General features: G+C 63.9%; 24 protein-coding genes and 1 tRNA gene. 13 read left to right on the top strand and 12 right to left on the bottom strand.

Annotation, left to right across the window (positions count from 1 at the left end; all coding sequences use genetic code 11):
* The first annotated feature begins 7 nt into the window (after positions 1–7).
* The 3 genes from minD (at position 8) to M2281_RS10470 (ending at position 2,104) form a co-directional block, all read left to right on the top strand.
* Positions 8–823, top strand: a complete 816-nt coding sequence (gene minD / locus M2281_RS10480; protein ID WP_280820993.1) for a septum site-determining protein MinD — start codon at positions 8–10, stop codon at positions 821–823.
* Positions 820–1,089 (top strand): cell division topological specificity factor MinE, encoded by a 270-nt coding sequence (gene minE, locus M2281_RS10475; protein WP_280820992.1) that lies wholly within the window; start codon positions 820–822, stop codon positions 1,087–1,089. Before minD ends, minE begins: the two co-directional genes overlap by 4 nt.
* A 289-nt stretch (positions 1,090–1,378) precedes the next feature.
* Positions 1,379–2,104 carry a class I SAM-dependent methyltransferase gene (locus M2281_RS10470; protein WP_280820991.1) on the top strand — a complete coding sequence of 242 codons (726 nt, stop codon included), beginning with the start codon at positions 1,379–1,381 and terminating at the stop codon, positions 2,102–2,104.
* A gap of 144 nt (positions 2,105–2,248) precedes the next feature.
* Here the strand turns inward: M2281_RS10470 and M2281_RS10465 are convergent, their stop codons facing one another.
* From M2281_RS10465 to M2281_RS10450, 4 genes are all read right to left on the bottom strand, one after another.
* Positions 2,249–3,607 (bottom strand): DUF2778 domain-containing protein, encoded by a 1,359-nt coding sequence (locus tag M2281_RS10465; RefSeq protein ID WP_280820990.1) that lies wholly within the window; start codon positions 3,605–3,607, stop codon positions 2,249–2,251.
* 532 nt (positions 3,608–4,139) lie between these two features.
* Complete coding sequence (locus tag M2281_RS10460) at positions 4,140–8,930, bottom strand: NAD-glutamate dehydrogenase (RefSeq protein ID WP_280820989.1); 4,791 nt, start codon at positions 8,928–8,930, stop codon at positions 4,140–4,142.
* A 1,086-nt stretch (positions 8,931–10,016) separates the two neighbouring features.
* Positions 10,017–11,840: a translational GTPase TypA gene (typA, locus tag M2281_RS10455; protein ID WP_280820988.1), complete on the bottom strand. Its 1,824-nt coding sequence runs from the start codon at positions 11,838–11,840 to the stop codon at positions 10,017–10,019.
* A 174-nt stretch (positions 11,841–12,014) separates the two neighbouring features.
* Positions 12,015–14,069 (bottom strand): M3 family metallopeptidase, encoded by a 2,055-nt coding sequence (locus M2281_RS10450; RefSeq protein ID WP_280820987.1) that lies wholly within the window; start codon positions 14,067–14,069, stop codon positions 12,015–12,017.
* A 154-nt stretch (positions 14,070–14,223) separates the two neighbouring features.
* On the opposite strand from M2281_RS10450, the gene M2281_RS10445 reads away from it, so the two are divergent.
* Together M2281_RS10445 and M2281_RS10440 are read left to right on the top strand one after the other, a co-directional pair.
* The gene (locus M2281_RS10445; protein WP_280820986.1) at positions 14,224–14,700 is read left to right on the top strand and encodes a MarR family winged helix-turn-helix transcriptional regulator; all 477 of its coding nucleotides are present in this window, start codon (positions 14,224–14,226) and stop codon (positions 14,698–14,700) included.
* The gene (locus tag M2281_RS10440) at positions 14,697–15,929 is read left to right on the top strand and encodes a multidrug effflux MFS transporter (protein WP_280820985.1); all 1,233 of its coding nucleotides are present in this window, start codon (positions 14,697–14,699) and stop codon (positions 15,927–15,929) included. Before M2281_RS10445 ends, M2281_RS10440 begins: the two co-directional genes overlap by 4 nt.
* 3 nt (positions 15,930–15,932) lie before the next feature.
* Here M2281_RS10440 and M2281_RS10435 read toward each other — a convergent pair whose 3' ends face one another.
* Genes M2281_RS10435 through M2281_RS10420 form a run of 4 tightly spaced genes read right to left on the bottom strand, consistent with a single transcriptional unit; the run spans position 15,933 to position 18,558 of the window.
* Positions 15,933–16,577 carry a carbonic anhydrase gene (locus tag M2281_RS10435; protein ID WP_280820984.1) on the bottom strand — a complete coding sequence of 215 codons (645 nt, stop codon included), beginning with the start codon at positions 16,575–16,577 and terminating at the stop codon, positions 15,933–15,935.
* A gap of 60 nt (positions 16,578–16,637) precedes the next feature.
* Positions 16,638–17,414: a DUF429 domain-containing protein gene (locus tag M2281_RS10430; protein WP_280820983.1), complete on the bottom strand. Its 777-nt coding sequence runs from the start codon at positions 17,412–17,414 to the stop codon at positions 16,638–16,640.
* Positions 17,411–18,298 carry a pyridoxal kinase PdxY gene (gene pdxY / locus M2281_RS10425; protein ID WP_280820982.1) on the bottom strand — a complete coding sequence of 296 codons (888 nt, stop codon included), beginning with the start codon at positions 18,296–18,298 and terminating at the stop codon, positions 17,411–17,413. The genes M2281_RS10430 and pdxY overlap by 4 nt, the downstream gene beginning before the upstream one ends.
* A 5-nt stretch (positions 18,299–18,303) precedes the next feature.
* Positions 18,304–18,558 carry a hypothetical protein gene (locus tag M2281_RS10420; protein WP_280820981.1) on the bottom strand — a complete coding sequence of 85 codons (255 nt, stop codon included), beginning with the start codon at positions 18,556–18,558 and terminating at the stop codon, positions 18,304–18,306.
* A 203-nt stretch (positions 18,559–18,761) separates the two neighbouring features.
* On the opposite strand from M2281_RS10420, the gene M2281_RS10415 reads away from it, so the two are divergent.
* The 5 genes from M2281_RS10415 to ppa all read left to right on the top strand — a co-directional run bounded on the left by M2281_RS10415 (position 18,762) and on the right by ppa (position 22,113).
* A complete protein-coding gene (locus tag M2281_RS10415; RefSeq protein WP_280821176.1) occupies positions 18,762–19,325 on the top strand; it encodes a LemA family protein in 564 nt (187 codons plus the stop codon).
* A gap of 106 nt (positions 19,326–19,431) precedes the next feature.
* On the top strand, positions 19,432–20,235 hold the full coding sequence (locus M2281_RS10410) for a TPM domain-containing protein (RefSeq protein WP_280821175.1): 804 nt from the start codon (positions 19,432–19,434) through the stop codon (positions 20,233–20,235).
* Positions 20,236–20,880 (top strand): TPM domain-containing protein, encoded by a 645-nt coding sequence (locus tag M2281_RS10405; RefSeq protein WP_280820980.1) that lies wholly within the window; start codon positions 20,236–20,238, stop codon positions 20,878–20,880.
* 74 nt (positions 20,881–20,954) lie between these two features.
* Positions 20,955–21,461 (top strand): GNAT family N-acetyltransferase, encoded by a 507-nt coding sequence (locus tag M2281_RS10400; protein ID WP_280820979.1) that lies wholly within the window; start codon positions 20,955–20,957, stop codon positions 21,459–21,461.
* A 115-nt stretch (positions 21,462–21,576) separates the two neighbouring features.
* Positions 21,577–22,113, top strand: coding sequence for an inorganic diphosphatase (ppa, locus tag M2281_RS10395; RefSeq protein WP_280820978.1), 537 nt, complete (start codon positions 21,577–21,579; stop codon positions 22,111–22,113).
* A gap of 78 nt (positions 22,114–22,191) precedes the next feature.
* On the opposite strand, the gene M2281_RS10390 is transcribed toward ppa, so the two are convergent.
* Positions 22,192–22,515 (bottom strand): DUF167 family protein, encoded by a 324-nt coding sequence (locus tag M2281_RS10390; RefSeq protein WP_280820977.1) that lies wholly within the window; start codon positions 22,513–22,515, stop codon positions 22,192–22,194.
* A 10-nt stretch (positions 22,516–22,525) separates the two neighbouring features.
* Entirely contained in the window at positions 22,526–22,816 is a 291-nt protein-coding gene (locus tag M2281_RS10385) for a YggT family protein (RefSeq protein WP_106723187.1), read from the bottom strand.
* A gap of 128 nt (positions 22,817–22,944) precedes the next feature.
* Here M2281_RS10385 and M2281_RS10380 point away from each other — a divergent pair.
* Positions 22,945–23,020, top strand: a tRNA-Ala gene (locus M2281_RS10380).
* Positions 23,021–23,175: 155 nt separating this feature from the next.
* Entirely contained in the window at positions 23,176–23,511 is a 336-nt protein-coding gene (locus M2281_RS10375) for a hypothetical protein (RefSeq protein WP_280820976.1), read from the top strand.
* 85 nt (positions 23,512–23,596) lie between these two features.
* Here the strand turns inward: M2281_RS10375 and M2281_RS10370 are convergent, their stop codons facing one another.
* The gene (locus M2281_RS10370) at positions 23,597–24,883 is read right to left on the bottom strand and encodes an NCS2 family permease (RefSeq protein WP_280820975.1); all 1,287 of its coding nucleotides are present in this window, start codon (positions 24,881–24,883) and stop codon (positions 23,597–23,599) included.
* 538 nt (positions 24,884–25,421) lie between these two features.
* Here M2281_RS10370 and M2281_RS10365 point away from each other — a divergent pair.
* Positions 25,422–25,583, top strand: a complete 162-nt coding sequence (locus M2281_RS10365) for a hypothetical protein (RefSeq protein WP_280820974.1) — start codon at positions 25,422–25,424, stop codon at positions 25,581–25,583.
* Here M2281_RS10365 and M2281_RS10360 read toward each other — a convergent pair whose 3' ends face one another.
* Entirely contained in the window at positions 25,584–26,303 is a 720-nt protein-coding gene (locus tag M2281_RS10360) for a glutamine amidotransferase (RefSeq protein ID WP_280820973.1), read from the bottom strand.
* Between the last annotated feature and the right edge of the window lie 5 nt (positions 26,304–26,308).

The following is a 26,308-nucleotide window of genomic DNA, read 5'->3' as shown; positions in this document are numbered from 1 at the left end:
CAAGAACATGGGCAAGGTAGTGGTCGTCACATCTGGCAAGGGCGGCGTCGGGAAAACGACCTCGACCGCCGCCCTCGGTGCCGTTCTGGCCCAGTCCGGCAAGAAGGTGGTGCTGATCGACTTCGACGTCGGCCTGCGCAATCTCGACCTGGTCATGGGTGCAGAGCGGCGCGTGGTGTTCGACCTGGTCAACGTCACGCAAGGCGTGGCCAAGCTTTCGCAGGCGCTGATCCGCGACAAGCGCGTGGAGACGCTGTTCCTGCTGCCCGCCTCGCAGACGCGCGACAAGGATGCCCTCACCGAGGAAGGTGTTGCCAGCGTCATCGCCAGGCTGCAGGAAAAGTTCGACTACGTGCTGTGCGACAGCCCGGCCGGCATCGAGCGCGGCGCCCAGCTTGCCATGCGCTTTGCCGACGAAGCGGTCATCGTCACCAATCCGGAGGTGAGCTCCGTGCGCGATTCGGACCGCATCATCGGCCTGCTCGATTCAAAGACCTTGAAGGCCGAGCGTGGCGAGAGCGTCAGCAAGCACATCCTCGTCACGCGCTACGATCCGGCCCGCGCCGCGCGCGGCGAGATGCTGAGCATCGACGACGTCCTGGAAATCCTGTCCACGCCGCTGCTCGGCATCATTCCCGAGAGCCAGGGCGTGCTGCGCGCCTCTAACGTCGGCTCGCCGGTGACGCTCAACGAACCCACCAATGCCGCCGCCCGCGCCTATGCGGACGCCGCCAGACGACTGCAGGGCGAGGACGTGCCGATGGTCCTGCCGGTCGAAAAGAAAGGTCTCCTTAACCGTCTTCTGGGAAGGAGAGTGGCATGAGCCTATTAGACATCTTCAAACGTCGCGCCAGTGCGCCTGTGGCCCGCGAGCGCCTGCAGGTCCTGCTGGCCTATGAGCGCAACAACCGCAACCAGCCTGATCTCGTCGCCGTGCTGCGCGAGGAGATCATGGCCGTGATCGCCAAGCACGTTCAGATCAACCAGGACGACGTGCGCATCACCATGGAACGCGGCAAGACCACGTCGACGCTGGAGATCGACATTCATATCCCGAACGGGGGCGCGACCGCCTCGCCCGCGTTCTGAGAGGCCGTCGCGGTTCAAGTCCCGTTTTTTTCCCGTAACGCGGAACTTGAACTGCCTTTCCGCGCTGCGCCGGTTCAGAGCCACGAAGCCCTATCCGCGTCGAATCAGGGGCGGCCCCTTACTCCCATTGACCCGCCCCTAGCGCATGCTATCGTTGCCCGGCATGGCCTGACGGTCCGCCGACATAGTCCGACAGCCCATTCATAAGCGTCGTTTCACTGCATCAATTCCTGACCTGCGGCTTGTTCCCGAACTGGCCGATTGCGTACTCGGAAACCAAGGATGTGAGATGAAAATCGAGCCGCTCATTCCGGGGCCCCTGAAGAACCCGTACCGACGTTTGCGATCTGCGTTGAAGAACGGTGCCCTGGGCAAGTCGAACGCCCAGGTGTTCGAAGCCATATATCGGCGCTCGCTATGGGGCGAAGCGGCAGACGGCCAGGCCTACTCGGGTTCGGGCACCTATGACCCTTCGGTCGAAACCTACGTCGCGTTCCTGCGCAGTTTCATCAAAGAGCGACAGGTGAAAAGCATCGTCGAAATCGGCTGCGGCGACTTCGCCGTCGGACGGCAGTATGCGAACGATGTCCAGCGTTACCTTGGGGTGGACGTTTCGGCTTTCGTCATCGAACGAAACAGAGCCGCGTTCGGCCGCAAGGGCATCTCCTTCGAATGCGCCGACGCAAGCGAGCAGGACTTTCCCCGATCGGACCTCTGCATCATCAGGCAAGTGCTACAGCATCTCGACAACGCTGCCATCGCAAGGATTTTGGAACGCTCGAAAGCGCACGGATACGTGCTCGTCACCGAGCACCTGCCTGCGCCTTTCAGCCTGACCGCGCCCAACATCGACAAGCGCGTTGGGCCAGACACCCGCGTGACGTTCGGCTCCGGGGTCTACCTGGAAGCTCCGCCTTTCAACCAGGAAGGCGAGATCGTGCTCAGCCTGCCGGTTTCGGAGCCTCAGGCTGGCCCGGGCGAGGTGATGAGAACGACCCTGCTGACGAATTTTTAGAGCGGTTCAGGGCTGGAGCGTTCCACCGCTTCTAAAGAGAGAGAGATGACTGTCCCTTGGATCGTCATCTCACTCTAAGATTTTGTTTTGAAGCATGACCTTATCCGAAAAGTCTGCAACTTTTCGGGATCATGCTCCTGGAGCTCAGGCGCTCTTGCCGTTGGAAGCAAGGCGCATGGTTTCCTGGCCGCCGTTCGGCACCACGATGATCTGCTTGACCTTGCCCGCCTTGAACGCGGCGAGGAAACGCTTGTAGTCCTTGAAGGCGACGCAGCCGTGCGACTGTGCCTGGCGCCCGCGCAGCAGGTAGCTGTGGGTGAGGAATCCGTCGCGGCCATACTTGTTCTTGCCGTCGGCGGGCAGCATGCGGATTGCCTCGACGCCATGGAAGCGCGCTTCACGCATCTTGAGATTATAGGTGTGCGGCGGCGTCGGCCCGTTCATCTTGACGTTCACATAGCGCGGGTCGTCGGCCATCTTGCCGACGCCGGAATGCGCCTCGAGCACGCTGCCGTCGGGCATGTAGACCTTCGCAGCGCTGATGTCGTAGACGGCCACGCCGTGTCCGGGCTTGGTGGTGCCGCCGAACATGTTGCGCAGCCTCTGGCCGATGCCACCGCCTGTCGACCTGTCCTCCGGATAATCCGGACGCGCAGAGGCGAGCTGCTTCTTCGGCGCTTCAGCTTCATCGGCCTTCTTGGTGTCGTCGCTCTTCGGCGCTGCCGCCTCTTCGGGCTGGCGAGCGGCGGGCTTCTCCGCCTCGGCGGCCTTCTTGGGAGCCTGCTCGCCACCCGGGCGAAGCTGCGGCATCGGGCCGGCGGACGGCGTGTCCTCATAGACGGGCAGGCCAGCTGCGGCATCGTCCATGTCGAGTTCCTGCTGCTGCGAAGCGAGGTCCTCTGTCGCCGGAGGCGTCAGCAAGGCCGACAAGGCAGCACCAGCCGCTCCGCCCGGAGTGGGATCGGCATAGGCCAGCATATGCTGCGGCTGGTTGACCGGCGCCGCGGCCATCAAGGCCGACCGGCCTCCGGCGGGCGCGGCGGCTTTTGCAGCGGCCGGGCGGTGCGACTTTTTGGCATTGGAACCGGTGAACAGGCCGGCGAGTTTTTCAGGTGTCAGCGCGGCCTGCTTGACGACGTCATCGAAGCGTAATGCGGCGCCGCCTGCATCGGCGGTTCCGAGAATGTCGCCATGGAGGGCGAGATCCGCTTCAATCGGGTTCAGCCTCGCGGCCACGAAGGCCCGCGCTGCCGCGGCGGGCAGCCTCGGCGACTTGCCGGTCTTGGCTTGCTCATCCGACAAAAGCGCCTGCATGCTCTTGGCCGAGTAGAACTGCGGCTGGGCCTGGAAGGGGCTCGAGCCGAGGGCGAGAGAGCTGCTGCTTACCGACACCATGCCGGCAACCGACCACAAGGTCATGCCGGCAAAAGCGGTGCCAAAGCAGGTAATCAGCAACGGGCGCACAAGACGGCGCAAGGATTGTGTACGAACTGTCTTACTCACTAACGCGTAACCAAACCGGTAACCCCCGCAAGGGCTCAAGGTCGACTAGCGACCTCAAATGCGAGACTTTCGGCTTGTCCCCTTTGAACGAGTGATGGAGAAAGGATGGACAATTATGGTTAAATTTTGCTTTCGATCGGACATGGAATGTCACATGCCGACGCCTTAGCTCGCATTTCGCGCTCGGAAATTTCGGATATCGGACGGCAGATCAATGGCTTAGCAATGGCTATGCAAAACCGCTTCCAAAGCGCTTTGAGGACGCATTTTAAGCAAGGTAAGACCGGTCGGGTGTCTATTCAAGACACGCCATGCGCACAAAAATGAACGATCAGTCTCGCGTCGATTGCAAGAAAAAGTACGCACCCATCGGAGAGCGAGGGTGCGATGGGCGCCAAGCCATCGGCGGCCGCAACCGACCATCGGACGTGTTCAGGGCCGCTTTGAAGGCGTGGACTGGACGAGCAACTCCCCCATCCAGTCCGCCGTTTCTTCATGTGCTAGTCAGGCGAGCTGAGACACGTTCAGCGTCTCATGCCCCCGTCAGGTCGCTCATCAGCCCGGAAGCCACCGACAGCCGCGACACGGTGATGTCGCCGCCCTCGGTCAGCCCCTGCAGCCGCTCGCGGATGCGCGTGACGCGTTCGCCGCCAGCCTCCAGCCAGGCCGCCACCGGATCGGCCGACTTGCCGAAGCCGGCCAGCGCCGCCACCGCAATGCCGCGTCTTGCGGCATCGATAGTGTCGGTAGCGCGCGAAAGCGCCAGCTCGTCATAGTAGTCGGATGGCGTGATGGCCCGGGCCGCATCCTCCATGCGCGCGATGCGGAACGCATCGCTGACCGCGAAGAAAGCCTTGGCGGCCGTTGCGATATCGGACTTGGCGGCCTGCGCCACCAGCGAGATGTCCGGGATCAGCTCGGCGATGTCGGCCAGCGCCAGCCGCTCGGCCAGTCCTTCGGGCGCGCCGGCAGCGACAAAACCGCCGCGGCGGTCGGCCAGGCGTGCCTTGTTGAAGGCCGGCAGCAGTTCGGCCAGCTTGGGCTCCAGCGCCCGCCGCGCTTCGGAGAGTGCTGCGATCTCCTGGTCGATCGGGCCTTCGCCGGCGGCATTGCGCAGATACCAGTTGGTGGCGACGAAGATCAGCCGACCGACCGACTGGTAGAGGTCGATCTGCAGCTGCCCGTCGATGCGGTTGTCGAGCGCGTCGATCTCGCGATAGACCGCTGGCAGGTCGAAGCCCGCCCGCACCACCACGAAGGCGCGCACCACATCCGCCGCGCTGCGGCCGGTGGCCTCCTGCAGCCGGTTGACGAAGGACGGACCGCCGCGATTGACCACGTCGTTGGCGAGCACCCGCGCGATGATCTCGCGGCGCAGCCGGTGGCCCTTGATCTCGTCCGCATATTTCTTCGCCATCCGCTCGGGGAAGTACCCCATCAGGTCGCGCTCGAAATGCGGATCGTCCAGAAGGTCGCTGCCGACGATGTCGGAGAACAGCACGATTTTTGCGTAGGCGAGAAGCACGCCGAGCTCGGCCCGGGTGAGTGGCTCGCCACGCGCTTCGCGTTCGGCCAGGGCCGCCGCCGACGGCAGGAACTCGACCGCGCGGTCGAGCAGGCCGCGCGTCTCCAGCGCGCTCATGAACCTGCCCTGATGGGCGATGTCGGCCAGGCCGCGCTTCTGCTGCAAGGACAGCGCCAACGGCTGCTGGTAGTTGTTGGACAGCACCAGCTCGCCCACTTCGTCGGTCATCTCGGCCAGCAGCTTGTTGCGTGCGGGCCGGGTCAGTGCCCCCTTACGCATGGCCGAGGCCAGCGCGATCTTGATGTTGACCTCGACGTCCGACGAATTCACGCCCGCCGAATTGTCGATGGCGTCGGAGTTGCAGCGGCCGCCGAGCAGGCCGAACTCGATGCGCGCGCGCTGGGTGACGCCGAGGTTCGCGCCCTCGCCGATCACCTTGGCGCGCACTTCCGCCGCCGTGACGCGGATGGCGTCGTTGGCGCGGTCGCCGACTTCCTGGTTGGTCTCGCCGGTGGCGCGCAGATAGGTGCCGATGCCGCCGAACCACATGAGGTCCACATCCGCCTTGAGGATGGCGTTGATGATCTCGGTAGGCGAGGCGGTGGTCTTGGCAAGGCCGATGGCCTTCGCCGCCGCTGCCGGCAGCGTCACCGACTTCTGGTTGCGCGAGACGATGATGCCGCCCGCCGACAGCTTGGTCTTGTCATAGTCCTGCCAGCTCGAGCGCGGCAGCGCGAACATGCGCTTGCGCTCGGCAAAGGAAGCCGCCATGTCCGGATCGGGATCGATGAAGATGTCGCGATGGTCAAAGGCGGCGATGAGCTTCGTCTGCTCGGAAAGCAGCATGCCGTTGCCGAACACGTCGCCCGACATGTCGCCCACGCCCACCGTCGTGAAGGGCGAGGTCTGGATATCGCGGTTCATCTCGCGGAAATGCCGCTTCACCGCCTCCCAGGCGCCGCGCGCGGTGATGCCCATCTTCTTGTGGTCATAGCCGGCTGAACCGCCCGACGCGAAGGCGTCGTCCAGCCAGAAGCCATGCGCCTCGCTGATGCCGTTGGCGGTGTCCGAGAAGGTGGCCGTGCCCTTGTCGGCGGCAACGACGAAATAGGGGTCGTCGCCGTCGCGGCGCGTCACACCCACCGGCGGCACGACATGGCCGCCCTCGATGTTGTCGGTCACCGAAAGCATGCTGGAGATGAAGTTGATGTAAGCGGCCTTGCCGGCCTCGAACACCGCGTCGCGGCTGCCGCCCACGGGCAGGCGTTTTGGATAGAAGCCGCCCTTGGCGCCCACCGGCACGATGACCGCGTTCTTCACCTGCTGCGCCTTGACGAGACCCAGCACCTCGGTGCGGTAGTCCTGCGCCCGGTCGGACCAGCGCAGGCCGCCGCGTGCGACGGAGCCGAAGCGCAGATGCACGCCCTCGACCTCGGGGCCGTAGACGAAGATCTCGCGCCACGGCCGCGGCTCGGGCAGTCCGTCGATGGCACGCGAATCGAGCTTGATCGCCAGCGACTGGCCCTTTTCCTTCGTACCAGCCACGAAATGACTGGTGCGAACCGAAGCCTCGATGAGGTTCAGGTAGCGGCGGATGATGGTGTCGTCGTCGATGTTCGGCACCTGCTCCAGCGCATCCTTGATCGACGCCTTGAGATGCATCGCCGTCACCTCGCCGTCCTTCACGGCCGGGTCGAAGTGGGCAACGAACAGCTCGAACAGGGCGCGTGCGATCTGCGGGTAGCGGTTGAGCGCTGCGGCAATGAAGTCCTGGCTCTGCGGAATGCCAGCCTGCTGCAAATAGCGGCCATAGGCGCGCAAAATGCCGATTGCGGAGGACGGCAGTGCAGCCGTCTGCGCCAGCGCATTGTACCCGTCATTGTCGGCATCGCCGCGCCACACCGACAGGAACACCTCGTCGAACAGCGCGCCGTCGTCGTCGGAAAGGTCGATCGGCTTGTTGAAGCCGTTCTCCAGCTCCATGTCGTGGATGAACACCGAGCCCGCAGCGCCATCGCGCACCTCGAAGGTGCGCTCGCTGATGACGCGGAAGCCAGCGTTTTCCAGGATCGGGACGCGCCGCGACAGCGCCACCGGCGCGCCGTGGTGGTAGATCTTCAGCGAAGCCTGTTCGGGCGTCTGGCCATGATCGCGATAGAAATCGATGGCGATCGGGTTGTCGGCGCTGATCGTGACGATCTGGCGCGCGTCGGCCAGCGCCTGTTCGGGCGTAAAGCTGTTGCGATAGCTTTCGGGGAAGCGGTTGGCCATCTTGGCGAGCCCAGCGTCGGCACCGGATGCCGCCTCGGCTTCCGCCAGCGCGTCCTCCCAGGTCCGCACGATGTCGCGGATCGCTGCCTCGATCGTGCCTTGCGCGACCTCAGGCGTCTTGCCGCCCGAACGGCCGATGATGAAGTGAATGCGCGTCAGCCCACCCTCGGGGAAGGCCGGATAGTAGGCCGACAGCCGGCCCTCGAACACGGTTTTCAGATAGGTGCCGATCTTCTCGCGCACGTCCGAATCGTAGCGATCGCGCGGCACGAAAACGAGCACCGAGACGAAGCGATCGAACTGGTCGACGCGCACGAGGGCGCGCACGCGCGGCCGCTCGATCAGGCCAAGAATGGCCTCGGCGTTCTTGCTCAGCGTCGGGATCGAGGTCTGAAACAGCTCGTCGCGCGGATAGCCTTCCAGCACGTTGATGAGCGCCTTGCCGGAATGGTCGGCGCGGTCGAAGCCGGAAGCGTCGAGCACGGTCTGCGCCTTGGAGCGCAGATAGGGGATCTTCATCACCGAGCGCGTATAGGCGGTGGAGGTGAACAGGCCCACGATGCGCAGCTCGCCGGCCAGCCGGCCCTTCTCGTCATAGGTTTTCACGCCGATGTAGTCGAGATAGGCGCGGCGGTGCACCACCGACTTGCCGTTCGCCTTGGTGACGATCAGCGGCTCGGGTCCGTGCAGGAAGGCGCGGATTTCGGGCGTGGTGATGTTGTCGCCGTCGGCGTCGCGCCGCAGCACCAGCACGTCGGCGTTGGCGAGGATGCCGAGGCCGGGCTTGCCGGCGCGGTCCAGCGTGCCGGTCTTCTCGCCGCCCGTGTAGTGGAACTCGCGCATGCCGAGGAAGGTAAAATTGTCGTCGCGCAGCCATTCGAGGAAGGCAATCGCCTCGGCCACAGCATCCTTCTCCAGCGGCGTCTCGCCATAGCGGAATTGCGTGATCGCCTGGTCGAGCCGGGCCAGCATCGGCTTCCAGTCGGCAACGGCGGCATGCACCTGCGACAGCACATTGCGCAGCCGCTCCTCGAGGCCGGCTGCCTGCTCGTCGCTCAGCGCCCGGATATGGACATGCACCACGCTCAGCCGGTCGGCGCCGCGGTCATCCTGCTTGTGCGCGCCGCTTTCGCCCAGCACTTCCTCCACACCGTCCTTGCCGTGCCGCACCAGCACCACCGGGTGGGTGACCAGCGTGGCCTCGCCGACGCTGTCGTTGATCTCGCCCAGGATCGAGTCGAACAGGAAGGGCATGTTGTCGTTGACGACGGTGACCGCCGTCAGCTGCCGGCCCTCGAGCTTGATCTCCGGATCGCGGTCGATTGCGATCACCGTCTCGCCCTTGTGGTGGCCAGCGACGGCGCGTTCGGCCAGTTCCGCCGACCGCTTCAGGACGGATGCGTCATAGTCGGCGACGTCCTCGGATGGCGCCCGCGCCAGCAGATAGTCGGCAAGCCTGCCCGGCCTTTCGACGGCTTTCACTGACTGAGATGACTTGTTGGTGGCGGTGGTGGTTTTGGTTGCCATGGTGCTGAAACTCTCCCCAACCCATGCAGTGCAGCTACAGCTATCGTAGCAGATGACGCCTGTTTAGCGACACGCCGTTCGCGGGCATAGCGATAATTGCTTTACCGCGGCGTAGGCTGTCACTCATTCATCACTACGACCCCAAGATGACGCCTTCCAGACGACGGAATTGCGGCGTCACATTCACGAGAAATTACATATTCCCCATCGAGTTGCCGAAGGCCTAACGCGCGGCAAGCGGCGGCACCCGCGCCGCCCGCCGCCGGCCCGCCCCCTCTTCGTCATCCTCGACGTGGACGAAGTGGGAACGCCACCCCATTTCGTCATCCTCGGGCCGGAGCACGAGCGCAGCGAAGTGCGTAGGACCCGGGGATCCATGCCGATCGATTGAAGCTGCCGCGGCGGTACAGAAAGAGCCTGTCGCATGATACGGCGTGGATAAACTCAAAGACCGATCAACGCCAACTCATTGAAATCATTCGCCCCGAAAGAAAATCTCCGCCCCTTTCATCCCCCACCTTTCCGCCTCCCGCATACTCCGTGGCATCGGCCTCACCGGGAACACGGGTCATGAACCGGATGAGCGTGGAGGGCGACGATGTCCGGGCTGGTGGCGCTGCGGTAGCGCTGCTGGGTGATGAACCCCCAAGTCCGGGCCTTTGCGGCGGCTGGCCACGCGAATGTGGAGGCGACTGAGCGGGGCAAGAGCATCGAACGGGCGGTCGAAGGGCCGCAAGATTTACTTAGATGAGCGTGTCCGACGACCGCCCGTCTTCCCAGTTCTCGAAAGAGAGCGTTCTTTGAAATAGCCAGACGGTGATAACCGGGCGTGGCAATGAATAGGTGCGTCCTTCGAGGCTCGCCCTGCGGGCGAGCACCTCAGGATGAGGGACGTTGGCGAGGCGACACCCTCAACTCAAGAGGTGGGCGCGGCGACGCCAACTCAGGAGAGCGGTAGGCGCCGACAGAAGCCCTCATGGTGAGGTGCGAGCGTAGCGAGCCTCGAACCACGAGGGCGGGACGAAGCGCGCCGGCTATCCCGCCCCGCCAAATGAAAAGGGCGGGGAAATCCCCGCCCTCAAAGCTTCACGCAGCGCCGACCTTGGCCTTTTCAAAACGCTTGCGCTCGTTCGGGTCGAGATAGAGCTTGCGCAGGCGGATCGACTTCGGCGTCACTTCGACCAGCTCGTCGTCCTGGATCCAGGAAAGCGCGCGTTCCAGCGTCATGCGGATCGGAGGCGTCAGCTTCACCGCCTCATCCTTGCCAGCGGCGCGGATGTTGGTGAGCTTCTTGCCCTTGAGCACATTGACCTCTAGGTCGTTGTCGCGGCTGTGGATGCCGATGATCATGCCCTGGTAGACCTTCACACCGGCGTCGATGACCATCGGGCCGCGATCTTCGAGGTTGAACAGCGCATAGGCCACCGCTTCGCCCTGATCGTTGGAGATCAGCACGCCGTTGATGCGGCCCGGCAGCTCGCCCTTATAGGGCTCGTAGGCGTGGAACAGACGGTTCATCACCGCCGTACCGCGCGTGTCGGTGAGCAGTTCCGACTGGTAGCCGATGAGGCCGCGGGTCGGGGCATGGAAGACGAGGCGCTGGCGATTGCCGCCGGAGGGGCGCAGCTCGGTCATGTCGGCCTTGCGCTCCGACATCTTCTGCACGACGACGCCGGCATGCTCCTCATCGACGTCGATGACGACTTCCTCGATCGGCTCCATAAGCTGACCGTTCTCGTCCTTCTGCATGACGACGCGCGGACGCGACACGGCAAGCTCGAAACCTTCGCGGCGCATGGTTTCGATGAGCACGGCAAGCTGCAGTTCGCCACGGCCGGAGACGTAGAACGAGTCCTTGTCGGCCGATTCCTCGATCTTCAGCGCGACATTGCCTTCCGCTTCCTTGAACAGGCGGTCCCGGATGACGCGGCTGGTGACCTTGTCGCCTTCGGTGCCGGCGAGCGGCGAGTCGTTGATCAGGAAGGACATGGTGACGGTCGGCGGATCGATCGGCTGGGCGGCCATCGCCTCCGAGACGCTCGGGTCGCAGAAGGTGTCAGCAACCGTGCCCTTGGAGAGGCCGGCAATGGCGACGATGTCGCCGGCATGCGCTTCGTCGATCGGCTGGCGATCGATGCCGCGGAAGGCGAGGATCTTCGAGACGCGGCCGTTTTCCAGCAGCGAGCCGTCATGGTGCAGAACCTTGACCGGCTGGTTCGGCTTCAGCGTGCCGGCCTCGATGCGGCCGGTGATGATGCGGCCGAGGAACGGATTGGCTTCCAGGATGGTGCCGATCATGCGGAACGGGCCTTCGGCGACCTTGGGCTCCGGCACATGGTCGAGCACCAGGTCGAACATCGGGGCGAGGCCCTGGTCCTTCGGGCCTTCCGGGTTGGCAGCCATCCAGCCGTCGCGGCCCGAGCCATAGAGGATCGGGAAGTCGAGCTGTTCGTCGGTGGCATCGAGAGCCGCAAAGAGGTCGAACACCTCGTTGATGACTTCGGTGTGGCGGGCGTCCGGACGGTCGATCTTGTTGATCGCCACGATCGGCTTGAGGCCGACCTTGAGCGCCTTGCCGACCACGAACTTGGTCTGCGGCATCGGGCCTTCGGCGGCGTCGACCAGCACGATGGCGCCGTCGACCATGTTGAGGATGCGTTCGACTTCACCGCCGAAGTCGGCGTGGCCGGGGGTGTCGACGATATTGATGCGGGTGTCTTTCCATTCGACCGAGGTGGCCTTGGCCAGAATGGTGATGCCGCGTTCCTTTTCGATATCGCCCGAGTCCATCACGCGTTCTGCCACGCGCTGGTTCTCGCGCACGGAGCCGGATTGCTTCAGGAGCGCATCGACCAGGGTCGTTTTACCATGGTCGACGTGCGCGATGATCGCGATATTACGGAGTTTCATATGGGTTCCGAGGAGGTTTGGCAGGACCAGCCGTCGGCACGCCCCGCGTTTGACTTGCGCGCGCTCTTACATGGTTTTTCGCAAATGCGAAAGGGGCACAGGCAAAACGGCCCTAAGAAACGGGCCGCTGACTGTCAAAGAAAGTCGGGAGGGCAGAATGAGAGGACGGAGTCCTCAGACCAGCCCGCGCTTTTCCATCATCGCGTCCGGCGTCGGCATCTTGCCGCGGAAATGCGTGTAGAGCTCTTCCGGATCGGCCGAACCGCCTGCCGAATAGATGTATTTGCGCAGCCGCTCGGCCATGGCCGGATCGAAGGCGTTGCCGGTTTCCTCGAAGGCTGCGAAGGCATCGGCATCGAGCACCTCCGACCACATGTAGGAGTAGTAGCCGGCCGAATAGCCCTCGCCCGAGAACACGTGCTGGAAATGCGGCGTGCGGTGGCGCATGGCGATTGTGTCGGGCATGTGGAGCGCCTTCAGCGTCTCGGCCTCGAAGGCGAGCGGCTGCTTCGGAGCATCGCCGCGCGCGTGATAGGCCATGTCGACCAGCGCGGATGCCGCGAACTCGACCGTGGCAAAGCCTGCGCCAAAGGTCTTTGCCGCAAGCATCTTGTCGAGCAGTTCCTTGGGCATCGGCTTGCCTGTCTTGAAGTGCAGCGCATGCTTTTCCAACACCTGCGGCACAGTCAGCCAGTGCTCATAGAGCTGCGAGGGCAGTTCGACGAAATCGCGCGACACCGAAGTGCCTGAGACCGACGGCCAGGTGACATTGGTCAGCATGCCGTGCAGCGCATGGCCGAATTCGTGGAACAGCGTCTTGGCCTCGTCCAGCGAAAGCAGAGCGGGCTCACCTTCGGCGGGCTTCGCGAAATTCATGATGTTGTAGATGATGGGGCTGGAGCCCTTGCCGAGCTTGTAGCCGGACTGCAGCGAGCTCATCCACGCGCCCGAACGCTTCGAGGCGCGCGCGAAATAATCGGCCAGGAACAAAGCGCGGTGGCTGCCATCGGCATTCTTCACCTCGAAGACCCGCACATCCGGATGCCAGGCCGGAATGCCCTTCTTTTCCACGAAGGTGACGCCGAACAGACGGGTCGCCACGTCGAAGCAGGCATCGATGACGCGCTCGAGCTGGAGGTAAGGCTTCAGCTCCGCCTCGTCGAAGGCATACTTTTCGGCGCGGAGTTTTTCCTGGTAGTAGCGCCAGTCCCAGGCGGCGAGCTTGTCGTTGGAGCCGGAAGCAGCCGCGATGCGCTGCAGTTCCGTCTCGTCGGCTGCCGCCTTCTCACGCGCCTTGTCCCAGACGGGCTCAAGCAGCGCCATCACGGCCGACGGCGTCTTGGCCATGGTGTCGTCGAGCTTCAGCGCCGCGTAGCTTTCGTAGCCGAGCAGCTTGGCCTTTTCGGCGCGCAGCGCCAGCGTCTTTGCAACGATCTCGCTATTGTCGGTGACGCCGCCGTTCTCCCCGCGCATGATGAAGGCCTTGTACGCCTTTTCGCGCAGGTCGCGACGCTCGGAGAAGGTCGTAAACGGCTCGTAGATGGAGCGCGACAGCGTCACCGCATAGCGCCCCTTCTGGCCGCGCGCCTCGGCGGCCTGCGCCATGGCGCTCTTGACGAATTCCGGCAGGCCGGCAAGGTCGCCCTCATCGAGGAACATTGCCCAGTCGGCCTCGTCGGCCAGCACGTTCTGGCCGAAATGGGCGCCAAGGCCGGCAAGCTCCTCGTTGATCGACGCCAGCCGCTTCTTGCCTTCCTCGTCGAGCCTCGCGCCGGCGCGGACAAATCCCTTCCATGTCTTTTCAAGAACCCGCAGCGTCTCGGCATCGAGGCCGAGCGCGTCGCGGCGCTGGTAGAGATCGTCGAGGCGGGCAAAGAGCTTGGCGTTCATCGAGATCGCCGAATAATGCCGCGCCATCTTCGGCGAGATGTCGCGCTCCAGCGCCTGGATGGTCTTGTTGGTGTGGGCACCTGCCCGGCACCAGAAGATCGCCGAGACACGGTCCAGCGCATCGCCCGAAAGCTCCAGCGCGGCCAGCGTGTTTTCGATCGTCGGCTTTTCCGGGTTTTCGGCGATCGCCTTGATCTCGGCGTCATGCGCCTTCAGCGCCACCGCGAATACCGGGGCGAAATCGCCATCGCCGATGCGCGAGAAATCCGGCAGGCCGAGCGGCCCGCTCCACAGCGTCAGCGGATTGCTTTTGAGATCGACGGTGGTTTCGGAGGACATCGGCAGCTCTTTCTCGTGGCGGATGGTCTGGCGGGTCGGGTGCCGTTGCAAACGGGCAACCCCGACCGATGTAAGGCGGCGACCTGCCCTGTGCAACTCTTGACGCCGACAGGGCCATTTCCTAAGGACACCTGATAATAAGGGAAACTTACTATTGCCCTACAAGGTGAACCCGGACAGCTTTGGCTTTCTCGTCACCGACGTGGCGCGGCTGATTCGTGCCGAGATGGACCGGCGCATCAGCGAAGCCGGGCTTGGCGTGACCGCCGCAGAAGGGCGCACGCTTTCGCATGCCGCCCGCGCCGGAGTGGTGCGCCAGAACGTGCTGGCCGAGCGCATGGGCGTCGAAGCGATGACGCTGAGCGCGACGCTCGACCGCCTGGAGGCACAGGGGCTGATCGAACGGCAGCCAGATCCGACCGACCGCCGCGCCAAACTCGTCCATGTCACCGAGAAAGCGGGCGACATGCTGGAGCGCATGGCGCCCATAAGCGCCGCGCTGCGCACCGACGCCTCGCTCGGCATCGCCCCGGACGAGTGGGACCGCCTGCTCGAGCTTCTCAAGACCGTGCGTGCCACGCTGTCGGCCGCAAAATCCGAACTGGCCGCCAAGGAAAGCACGCCTGAATGAACATGCAGTCCACCCTCGCGGCGGCTCCCGTGATGAGCGAGCGCCGCGTTGCGCTGATCGGCGGCCTGATGGCTGCCATCGGGCCCATTTCCATGGCGCTGTTCACGCCCGCGATGCCTCAGATCGTGCACGCCTTCGGCACGACGCCCGCGGCGGTGAAGATGACCTTGTCGCTCTATTTCGGCGGCTTCGCCTTCGCCCAGCTCGTCTGCGGCCCGCTGTCGGATGCCTTCGGGCGGCGGCCGGTGACGATTGCCTTCATGGCAATTTATCTGGCCGGCAGCGTCTTTGCGCTGCTTTCGCCGACCATCGAACTGCTGATCGCGGCGCGCTTCCTGCAGGGCGCGGGCGCGGCGGTGGGCGTTGCGGTGTCGCGCGCGCTGGTGCGCGACCTCTTCACCCATGAGCGCTCGGCGCGCATCATGAACCTCATCGGCATCATCCTCGCCATCGGCCCCGCAATCTCGCCCACGCTCGGCGGCTTCACCATGCAGCTGTTCGGCTGGCATGCCATCTTCCTGCTGATGGTCGGCATGGGCAGCCTGATCGTGCTGGTGGCGCTGTTCGTCATGCGCGAGACGGTGTTGCGAGACCCGTCGCGCCTGCAGCCGCGCGCGCTGCTGCACAGCTACCGCACGATCCTGTCGACGCCCTATTTCACGCTGGCAAGCCTCGCGATCGCCGGTTCCGCCGGCGCGATCTATGCGCAGGCCAGTGTGCTGCCCTTCATCCTGATGGAACGAATTGGCCTGACGCCGCCTCAGTTCGGCGCGGCGATGCTGATCCAGTCCCTGAGCTATCTTGGCGGGGCGGTAGCCGTGCGTATGGTGATCGGCCGCTTCGGCGCCTTCCGCCTGGTTCCCGCCGGGCTGATCTGCATCGGCACAGCCAGCCTGGCCCTGGCGCTGGGCTTGCGGCTTCTCGAGCCAAGTTTTCTGGGCGTGATGTTGCCGGTCGGCGTCTATGCTTTTGGCATCGCCTTCGTCATGCCGGCGACGAGCACGGCGGCCATGGCGCCCTTCCCCAAGAATGCCGGGGCCGCCTCGGCCATGATGGGCTTTTTCCAGATGGGCGCTGGCCTGCTCGGCGGCGCATGCGCAGCACTTATCGGCGATCCCGTCACTGCGATGGCGACGATCATCCCGACCATGGGGCTGATCGCCATTACGTCATGGACGATCTGGCGCCGCCTGCCCGAGCCGGCGATCCTGGTGACACGGCACCGTTAAGAGTTACAGAGTCTCGGGTCGCTCGAAGTCGCCCGTTTCCTTGTTCATGACCCAAAGCTCGCCGGTCGAGATGTCGAACCAGGCGCCGTGGAGCGTCAGCCGACCCTTTTCCTCCAGGATCTTCACACAGGGAAATGTCCTGAGATTGGCCAGCGAGTAGCGGATCGAGATGCGCTCCAGCGAGGTCTGGCGCTCTGTGGCGGTCATCATCGTGTTGTTGACCACCGCCTCGGTGGCGGGCGACAGAAGGCTCATCCAGCGGCCGATGAAATCGCCCGGCGATAGCGGCGCAGCCTCGGTGTCGAGCGCGGCCTTGATGCCGCCGCAACGGCCATGCCCCATCACCACGATGTTCTTGACCTTGAGCGCCTGCACCGCAAATTCGAGCGCGGCCGAGGTCGCATGAAATTCGCCATCCGGTGCGTAGGGCGGCACGAGGTTGGCAACATTGCGCACCACAAACAGCTCGCCCGGCCCGGCGTCAAAGATGGTTTCGGGCGCGGCGCGCGAATCGCAGCAGGCGATGACGAGCGTTTCCGGGGACTGCCCCTCGCGCGCCAGCTGCTTGTAGCGCTCGGTCTGGGCCTGGAATTGGCCGCTCATAAAGTTGCGATAACCGTCGAGCAGCTTTTCGGGCAGATGGGTCATGACCCACGCAATAAGGCCAAAGCCGCCTTCGATCAACGAAATTGCAAAAACCCGCTCCGATCACGCCCAAATTGCGACCGGCAGGCCGTGTGCGTCGGCACCAGGCGGATCCGGGAAACACATCGCTTCGCCACGCGAAAAGCGCTCCGCGACCAGCATGACAGCCGCCGCGTCGAGAAAGTCGTCCTCCGCAGCACCCGGCGGCGGCGCGCGATCGAGAAAGCTGCGTAGCAGGCCCCGATCCGCCAGAAGGGCCTTGCGCTCGGCCATGCCGGCCGGATTGACGCGCCCCTTGATCTTCTTGGGCAAGGCCATCGCACGCCGGCCGTTCAGCGCCCAGAACGCCACTTCGGGATGGGATTCGATGATGCGGCCCTTGAGTTCCGGCCGAGTCCGCAGCAATCCATCCAGCTCCCGGATCTTCGGAAATATGCCGAAGGCCTGAATGGAGATGGCGCGCCGCGGATTGGAGGTGGCGCCTGCGACCTCGCTGGCTCTGCGGTGTGCCTCATACCAGGCGTCGAGCGTGGTGAATTCTGCCGTGTCCGCATAGAGCGCGGCACGCGAAGGGATCGAGAAGACGCTCGATTGCCGCTCGCCGAGCAGCGGGCGCACCAGCGCTTCGGGCCCGCGCCCGCCATGCCCTGAAAATTCCGGCAGGCCGATGGGCATGTCCACCGCGATCATAGTGTTCGGCGGCAGGAAAGCCATCAGATCGGCAAAGGTCGCGAAAACACCGGTCTCGGGCGCCTCGCCGGGATGGCGCCACACCGCGATCCATCCGGCCTTGCAGCCGTCAGCGCCGGCAATGGTCCGCGCGGCTTGCCGCTCGCTCACGCCCGCTTGTCTCGCCCCGGCCGCAACAGGCGGCGCATCTGGACCATGGCCATGGGGTTCGACAGGCTCTGCGCGTCGGTTTCGAGCTGCAGCTCGTCGCCGCCGCGCTTGGAGGTGCGAGCCAGGATTTCGAACACGGCGGCGGTAGTGGATTGCAGCGCAGCCTCCATCGACTGGCCCGAGAGCAGCCGCGCGAGGAACACCGCGCCGGTGAGATCGCCCAGCCCATTCGGCGGACGATCAACCATGCGATGTTCGGCGAGGAAGGCGGCTGTCGGCGTCACCAGCAGATTGGCGGTGCTGCCGGCCATCATCGCCGGGGCCGACGTAATCAGCATGTTGGGCGGACCGGCGCGCGTGGCCGCCTCCATCACCGCGCGCTGGTCGTCGAGCCCTTTTTCGCCGACGATCCATTCCAGCTCATAGCGGTTGGGGGTTGCGATATCGGCCAGCGGCAACAGCGTGTCGCGCAGCGCCACCGCTAGCGCTTCGGGGACATAAAGCCCGCCGAAATCGCCCATCACCGGGTCGCAGACATAGAGCGCGTCGGGGTTCTTCGCCCGCACCGCCTTCACCAGCGAAGCGACGGCCGCCGCCTGGCTGGCGTCGCCTAGATAGCCCGAAAGCACGCCGGCGACTTCACCCAGCCAGGGCGCATTTTCGAGATCCTTCATCAGGGCCGAAAACTGATCCGGATCCGGCACGATGCGCGTGGCGCGGCCATGGCCGGGATGCCAGGGCAGGATTACGGTCGGCACCGCCCAGACCGGATGGCCAAGCGTCTCAAGCGCAAACACCGCGGCACGATTGCCCACCGAGCCGCGCGCGACATGGCTGGAGATGACGATGACCGCACGCGGCGCGTCGGGATTTTCGGAAGTCATGGGAGTTAAGCGCCCCGCAGCAAGAACATCACCAGCCAGACGAGCAGTCCTGCGCAGATTGCCAGTCCGAGCACGCGGCCGATCCGCGTGCCCCATTGTTCGATCCAGTCATCCCCGTCGGCGTCCGTCGCCGACACGTGGTCGCGGGCCCGCTTCGCGGCGCGCGACACCAGCGACGCGTCGCCCGCATGCGCCTCGCGCGAAATGCGCTCCAAGATGCGCCGCGATTCGGCGGCTCTGTCCCTGTCGCGATCGACCAAGATCCGGACCTCGTTTAGCCCGCAAGTCTAACCGCTCGATGACCGCAATGACAGCGCAAACGGCGCCGGCCGGCACCGCCCATTTCCTTGACGCGAGACTGTGCTAGTTATCAGTCGTTCATCAATGAACCAGGGGAATTGAAATGTCTGCCCAGCGCACTCTCCCGTTTCCCTCCCTTCGCCTGCTGCCGGCCTTCCTGCTGATGGCGTTTGTCCTGCCGCTTCTGTCCGCTTGCGGCTACAACACCATTCCGACCCAAGAGGAAAAAGCCAAGGCGGCATGGAGCGAGGTGCTGAACCAGTACCAGCGCCGCGCCGACCTGATCCCCAACCTGGTCGAGACGGTCAAGGGCTACGCCTCGCACGAAAAGGAAACGCTCGACGCCGTGGTCGAGGCGCGCGCCAAGGCGACCCAGATGACGCTGCCCCCGGACGTTCTCAACGATCCGGCAAAGTTCAAGGCGTTCCAGGACAGCCAGGCCAATCTGACCAGCGCACTTTCGCGCCTGCTGGCCGTGGTCGAGAACTATCCGGAACTGAAGGCCAACCAGAACTTCCTCGCTCTTCAGGCGCAGCTCGAGGGCACCGAAAACCGCATCGCCGTCGCCCGGCGCGACTACATTGAGGCGGTCAGGGTCTACAATACCACGCTGAGGACCTTCCCCTCGATCCTCTGGGCGAAATTGTGGTTCACCGACGCCCAGCCGCTTCCGAACTTCACCGTGCCAGAAGACAAGCTCCAAGCGCCGAAGGTAAACTTCAACTAAGTTTGACTTGGGAAGAGCGTTTTGGCTTAGGATGCGCGGGGAAAACGCTAAGAGGCGACGCTTGAACACGATTGCGCAGCCATCTTTGACCGGCGGCCTGAAGAGCATGTTGCGCCTTGCCGGATTGCTCCTGTTCGCGCTCGTCGCCTCCGTGGCCTTGGCCGCGGAGCTGCCGGCGCTGACGGGCCGTGTGGTCGACAATGCCGGCATGCTGACCCCGTCTGATCGGGCAGCGCTGGAACAGAAGCTGGCCGACTACGAGAAAAAGTCCTCCGACCAGATCGTCGTCGCCACCATCAACAGCCTCGACGGCGAGGCGATCGAGCCCTACGCCAACCGCCTGTTCCGCGCCTGGAAGCTGGGCCAGACCAGCGAGAACAACGGCATCCTGCTTCTGGTGGCCAAGGAAGACCGCAAGATGCGCATCGAGGTCGGCTACGGCCTCGAAGGCACGCTGACGGACCTCCATTCGCGCCTGATCATCGAAAACGACATGGTGCCGGCATTTCGGGCCGGCGACTTTTCCGGAGGCATCACCAAGGCCGTCGATGACATCATGATGGTGCTGAACGGCAACGCAGCGGAGCTGGAGGCGCGCGCCAAGCGCAACCAGCAGAGCCAATCCGAGCCGGTCAACTATATCGCCGTGGTGTTCCTCCTGATCTGGGCCTGGCTGTTTTTTGGCGGCTTCGCCATGGCCGTCCTGCCGCGCATGTTCGGCCACAAGATCGCGCCCGGCCGCTACCATTGGCTCGGCATGGACTTCAACTACAACAACCGCGGTTCCGGCGGCCGCTGGATGGGCGGTGGCGGCGGCTGGTCCGGCGGCGGTGGCGGCTGGTCTGGCGGTGGGGGCTTTTCCGGCGGTGGGGGTTCCTCCGGCGGCGGCGGATCTTCGGGGAGCTGGTGAATGGCGAAACCTCAACACGGCATGAAACTCGATGAACATGCACGCATCGCCAATGCGGTCCGGGAGGCCGAAAGCAAGACTTCGGGCGAAATCTACTGCGTCGTCGCCCGCTCAAGCGGCAGCTATTTCTTCCCCGCTGCCTGTTTCCTGCTGGGCGCGATCCTGCTCCTCAGCCTGCCTGTGGCGCTGGCGCTTGAATATTGGTGGATCAGCCTGCGCCTGCCGGTTTTCGTCGCCGCGCAGCTTCTGGCCGCCCTCGCCGCGCTTGCCCTGCTCTGGTTTGTGCCAGCGTCGCGCTTGTGGTTCGTGCCGCGCCGGCTGCGCTATCGCCGCGCCCATGACAATGCGCTGAAGCAGTTCATCGCCCGCAACGTCCACATCACCACGAACCGCACGGGCGTGCTCATCTTCGTTTCGCTGGCCGAGCGCTACGCCTCGGTGGTCGCCGACAGCGGGATCAACCAGCACGTGCCGCAGCATGCGTGGGATGGCGTGATTCGCGACCTGATCGCCCATGCCAGCGAAGACCGGCTGGCTGACGGCTTCGTCGTTGCGATCGGTTCGGTCGGCGGGCTTTTGGCCACCCATTTCCCGGCTGGAGCTGACAACGTCAACGAACTCGACGACCACGTCGTGGAGATCTGAGCGCCGGTCAAAAGCTCGCGAGCCGCCAACGGCTGCTTGCCTGACCACGGCGCGGAGTTTATGGTTAACGAACCATGAACACGTTGACTATCGACATACGTAGGGCCGTGCCGCGCGACGCCGAGGAGATCGCCGACGTGCACCACCTGGCCTGGCAGGGCGCCTATTCGGGAATCATCCCGCATCGGGCGCTGACGGCGATGATCAACCGGCGTGGCAGCGCGTGGTGGGCCAATGCGATCCAACGCGCAGCGACGGTTCTGGTCGTGGAGATCGGCGGCAAGATCGCCGGTTATGCCACCGTAGGCAGAAACCGCGCGCGCGAACTGCCGCAACAGGGCGAGATCTACGAGCTCTATCTTCGGCCTGAATACCAGGGCGTCGGCCTGGGCAGCCGCCTGTTTACCGCCGCGCGCGAAAAGCTGGCCGCTCATGGGCTGAAGGGGCTGGTCGTCTGGGCGCTTGAGGAAAACGAAAATGCGTTGGCCTTCTATGCCGGCGCCGGCGGACGCGATGTTGCCGAAGGCGTCGAGGTCTTCGACCAGAAGGCGTTGCGCAAGATCGCCTTCGTCTGGGACTGAACTCACCGGAAATATCCGAAAAAACGCAATAGTTGAGGCACCAGGACAGCTTGCCGCTGTTGCGTGATGCGCTCGCGACGGCTATTTCCTGCGCCGAAAAGGAGACCTTGCGGACATGCGCATCGAAGCAATACCCACGGGCAAGAACCCGCCCGAAGACGTCAACGTCATCATCGAGGTTCCGGTTGGCGGCGAACCGATCAAGTACGAAATGGACAAGGACGCCGGCACGCTCTTCGTCGACCGCTTCCTCTACACGCCGATGCGCTATCCCGGCAATTACGGCTTCGTCCCCCACACGCTTTCGGGCGACGGCGACCCGATCGACGTTCTGGTCTGCAACACGCGCGCGCTGGTTCCCGGCTGCGTCATCAGCGTGCGCCCGATCGGCGTGCTGGTGATGGAAGACAATGCCGGCGAGGACGAGAAGGTGATCGCGGTGCCGTCGGCGCACATCACCCGCCGCTACGAGAACGTTACCGAGTACAACCAGCTGCCGGAAATCACGCTGCAGCAGGTCCAGCACTTCTTCGAGCACTACAAGGACCTGGAACCCGGCAAGTGGGTGAAGATCGGCGGCTGGAAAGATTCGGCCCACGCCAAGAAGATGATCCTGGATGCCATCGAGCGCTACAACGCGCAGCAGGGCTGATCACACTCGGATCGTCCGGATATCGGGCCGTCTCCTCGGAGACGGCCTTTTTCTTTGCGCGATTGCCGGCGCAGCGGATCAGCCTGGCGCGCGCTTTGCCAACTCGTCAAGCCGGACGGCCAGTTCGGCCCCGCTGCCCGCCACGCGCACCGTCTTCAACCGCGAGGTGCCGCCGGCCACGACCGAGACATCGCTGCGTGCGACCCCGAGCCAGCCGGCCAGCAGTTTTTCGAGTGCGGTGTTAGCCCCACCCTTTTCCGGCACGGCACGCACACGGGCGACAAGATGGCTGCGCCCGTCGGAAGCTGTTTCGATACCTTCGACCGCATCCTTCGACGAGCGCGGCGTCAGCCGCACATGGATGTCGACGCCCTTGTCATGGGCTCGGTAAAAGCCGCTCACGAAGCGTGCGTCAGAGGACGAGCTGCACCACCGTGGTCAGCAGGAACTGGCGCAGGAAGAAGATGATCAGCAATACGATGATGGGCGAAATGTCGATGCCGCCGAGGTCGGGCAAGACGCGACGGATGGGTGCGAGGACCGGTTCCGTGGCCCGGAAGAGAAAATTGCCGATCGCGCCGACGAGCTGGTTGCGCGAGTTGACGACATTGAACGCATAGAGCCACGAGAAGATGGCTGCGCCGATGATAATCCACCAGTAGATATCCAGCGCCAGAACCAGGGTCTGAATGAGGGCGATCATGCCATTCTCCGTTGAATTGGCGACATGTAGCGGCTGGACGCTCACGCGGCAAGTCCCGGTCGCTTGCGGCTTCATCACTCCCTTGACAGGAAACCGGCGCAACAATAAAAACGGCCCATCCGCTGACTGGGGCTGTAGCTCAGCTGGGAGAGCGCGTCGTTCGCAATGACGAGGTCAGGAGTTCGATCCTCCTCAGCTCCACCAGCGGATTAATTCTTCCCATAAAACTCGAACGACTTGGCGCCGGAAACAAAATCCGCGTTCGCGTACAGTCTTGTCTTCTCCATTCACACTGTATTCACGCAGCGTCAGCATATAAATCACCCGGCCCAATTTCGGGCCAAGAGCAGGGGAATATTATGGGTTTTTGGAAGTTTGCCGCGGTTTTTGCGGCGGCAGGTTTTGTTTCGGTGGGCAGCGCTAGCGCGGACGATCTGGTTTTCACGCTCAAGAACGGGACGAATTCCGTCATGACGCGTTTCTACACCTCCCCGGTCAGCGTGAACGAATGGGAAGAGGATGTTCTCGGTCAGGACGTGCTGAAGCCGGGCGAAACCGTGCGCGTCACGATCGCCGACGGCCGCCGGACCTGCAAGTATGACATGAGGTTCGAGTTCACCGAGGATTCGGATCTGGACACGACCACCGACACGCAGGACCTCTGCGAACTCGGCGAATATACCATCACGGAATAAAATCAGTTCATTGGACTGACAAAAAGGGCTGCCTCACGCAGCCCTTTTTCTTGAATCGACGACGCGCGTCTGCCTGCCGTGCCGATCACTCCAGCGCAAACCTTATGACGAACAGCGCCGCCACCAGCCAGGTCGCCGGATGAACCTGGGCCGGACGACCGGTCAGCGTCTTCAGCACGGCATAGCTGATAAAGCCGAAGGCGAGGCCGTTGGCGATCGAATAGGTGAAGGGCATCATCAGCGCGGTCAGCGCCGCCGGCGTCGCCTCCGTCACGTCGGCCCATTCCACATCGACCACTTCGCGCAGCATCAGGCACGCCACATAGAGCAGTGCCGGGCTGGTGGCATAGACCGAAACGGCACCCGCCAACGGCGAGAAAAACAGGGCCGCGATAAACAGGACCGCAACCACCAAAGCGGTGAGCCCAGTGCGGCCGCCCGCCTGCACGCCCGAAGCGCTTTCGACATAGGCGGTGGTGCTGCTGGTGCCCAGCAGCGAGCCGGCAACGATCGCGGTGCTGTCGGCAAGCAGGGCACGGCCAAGCCGGTTGGGCTTGCCCTCCGGGATCAGCCCCGCGCGCTTGGCGACGCCGATCAGCGTGCCGGTGGCATCGAACACCTCGACCAGCACGAAGACCAGGATGACATGCGCGAGCCCGCTGTGCAGGGCGCCGAGGATATCGAGATGCAGGAAGGTCGGCGCGATGCTCGGCGGCATGGAAACGATCCCGCTGAACTGGCTGACACCGAGAGCTATCGACAGGGCGGTGATGACGAGGATGCCGATGAGGATAGCGCCTCGCACCCCGAGCCCGTCGAGCGCTGCAATGATGAAGAAGCCAAGTATGGCCAGGAGCGGTCCGGTCTTCGTCAGATCGCCCAGCGCTACGTAGGTGGCTTCGCTGGCGACGACGATGCCGGAACTCTTCAGCGCGACGATCGCAAGGAAGAGACCGATACCGGCGGCAACGGCGCTGCGCATCGAATGCGGTATGCCTTCGATCAGCCAGCTTCGTATGCCGCTGATGGTCAGGATCAGGAAGATCACGCCCGAGATGAAGACGCAGCCCAGCGCCTGCTGCCAGGTGAAGCCCATGACGCCGACTACGGTAAAGGCAAAGAAGGCGTTGAGCCCCATGCCGGGAGCCATGGCAATCGGCCACCTCGGCAACAGCGCCATGATCAACGAACCGAGCGCGGCCGCCAGACAGGTGGCGACGAAGACCGCGTTGCGGTCCATCCCCGTCGACGACAGGATCTCGGGGTTGACGAAGATGATGTAGGACATCGTCAGGAACGTGGTGATGCCGGCGATCACCTCGATGCGTACCGATGTCCCTTGTTGCTTAAGGCCGAAAAAGTCTTCCAGCACTGGCTTCTCCTCCCTGCAGCGTTCATCGACCCGCGGCAGCGGAACTTGGTCGCCCGTGATCAGTGGCAGCCAAGGACGCCTTCCAAGCCGACTACAACCGATCGATCGGCACACAACGATAGCGTTAGCTTCCGCCCATTGCCGTGCTGGCACAAGGCCGCAAATAGGACACTCCTGCTTCAAGCAGCTTCTCGATTCGACGATGAACGGAAGCCGATGGCCGAGCCAGTCCGGCCTCATCTCCGAACTAACCTTGAAATGGCGAATGGGAACCCTAAGGCGGTTGGCGTCTTATCCACCCAATACTGCCGATGGCTGTCGCTTAGTCCGGCCATCGTTCTGCAGGCACCCATTGGCGCCTGCTTTTCAAACCCGCAAATCGCAGGATCAAGAGGAGGAGTTTGGCGATGCGAGTCCTTATTCAGGCCCTGGTCACCCATGCCGTCAGCCGTATCATGAAGAAGAACAGCACAGTCCCGGCGAGCGGACGAGCAATGCCCTTTGGGCGTTCGGAGCCACCGCGCCGGAGCCAAAGGCCATGAGCGCGCTGAAATTCACTCTGTGCCTGGCGGTTTGCTCACTCGTAGGACTGATGATCGGCATTGCGGGCGGCAACCCGCCCAAGGGATTCACGATCGGGCTGGCCGCAGGAGCGGCGATTGCCAGCGTGCTGATCGCGCTGACGGACGAGCCCACGTGATCAGTCGCGCACCGGCTGGCCGAAGACGTGGTGCAGAAAATCGACCAGCCACCGCTTGAGGTGCATGTCCCAGATCAGCCGCCCGCCGAGATGGTCGCGGCCGGGCTGAGCGCCTGGGAGCTCGAAACGATGGGCTCCATGCACCACCCAGCGGTGCATCATCAAACGCGTCAGCTCGCCATGGAACTGGATGCCCCAGGCGTTCTCGCCATAACGGAAGGCCTGGTTCGGATAGGTATCGGCGGTGGCTAGCAGGGTCGCGTCCGAGGGTAGCGAAAACCCCTCGCGATGGAACTGGTAGACCATTTCCGGCCAGTGCATCAGCTTCTTGCCGGCCTCGGTAGGCTTTAGCGGATACCAGCCGATCTCGACCTTGCCCTCGCCATGGCCGGCGACCTTGCCGCCGAGATGGTTGACCAGCATCTGCGCGCCCAGGCAGATGCCGAGGAATGGCCGTTTTTCCTTGAGCGGCACCGACAGCCAGTCCGTTTCGCGGCGAACGAATTCGTCGCTGTCATTGGCGCTCATCGGGCCGCCGAAGACCACCGCGCCGGCATGGTGCTCCAACGTTTCGGGCAGCGGGTCGCCGAGCGGCGGCCGCCGGATGTCGAGATCAAAACCGTTTTCCAGAAGCTGGTGGCCAACGCGGCCGGGGCTGGACGTTTCCTGATGGAGAACCACGAGAATTTTCGGCCGGCGGGCTGGCGACATGGACGGCATCAAAC

It is taken from the genome of Pseudaminobacter soli (ex Li et al. 2025) (genome assembly GCF_029892515.1).
GTDB lineage: Bacteria > Pseudomonadota > Alphaproteobacteria > Rhizobiales > Rhizobiaceae > Pseudaminobacter > Pseudaminobacter soli_A.
This window is presented reverse-complemented; position numbering and strand designations above follow the sequence as displayed.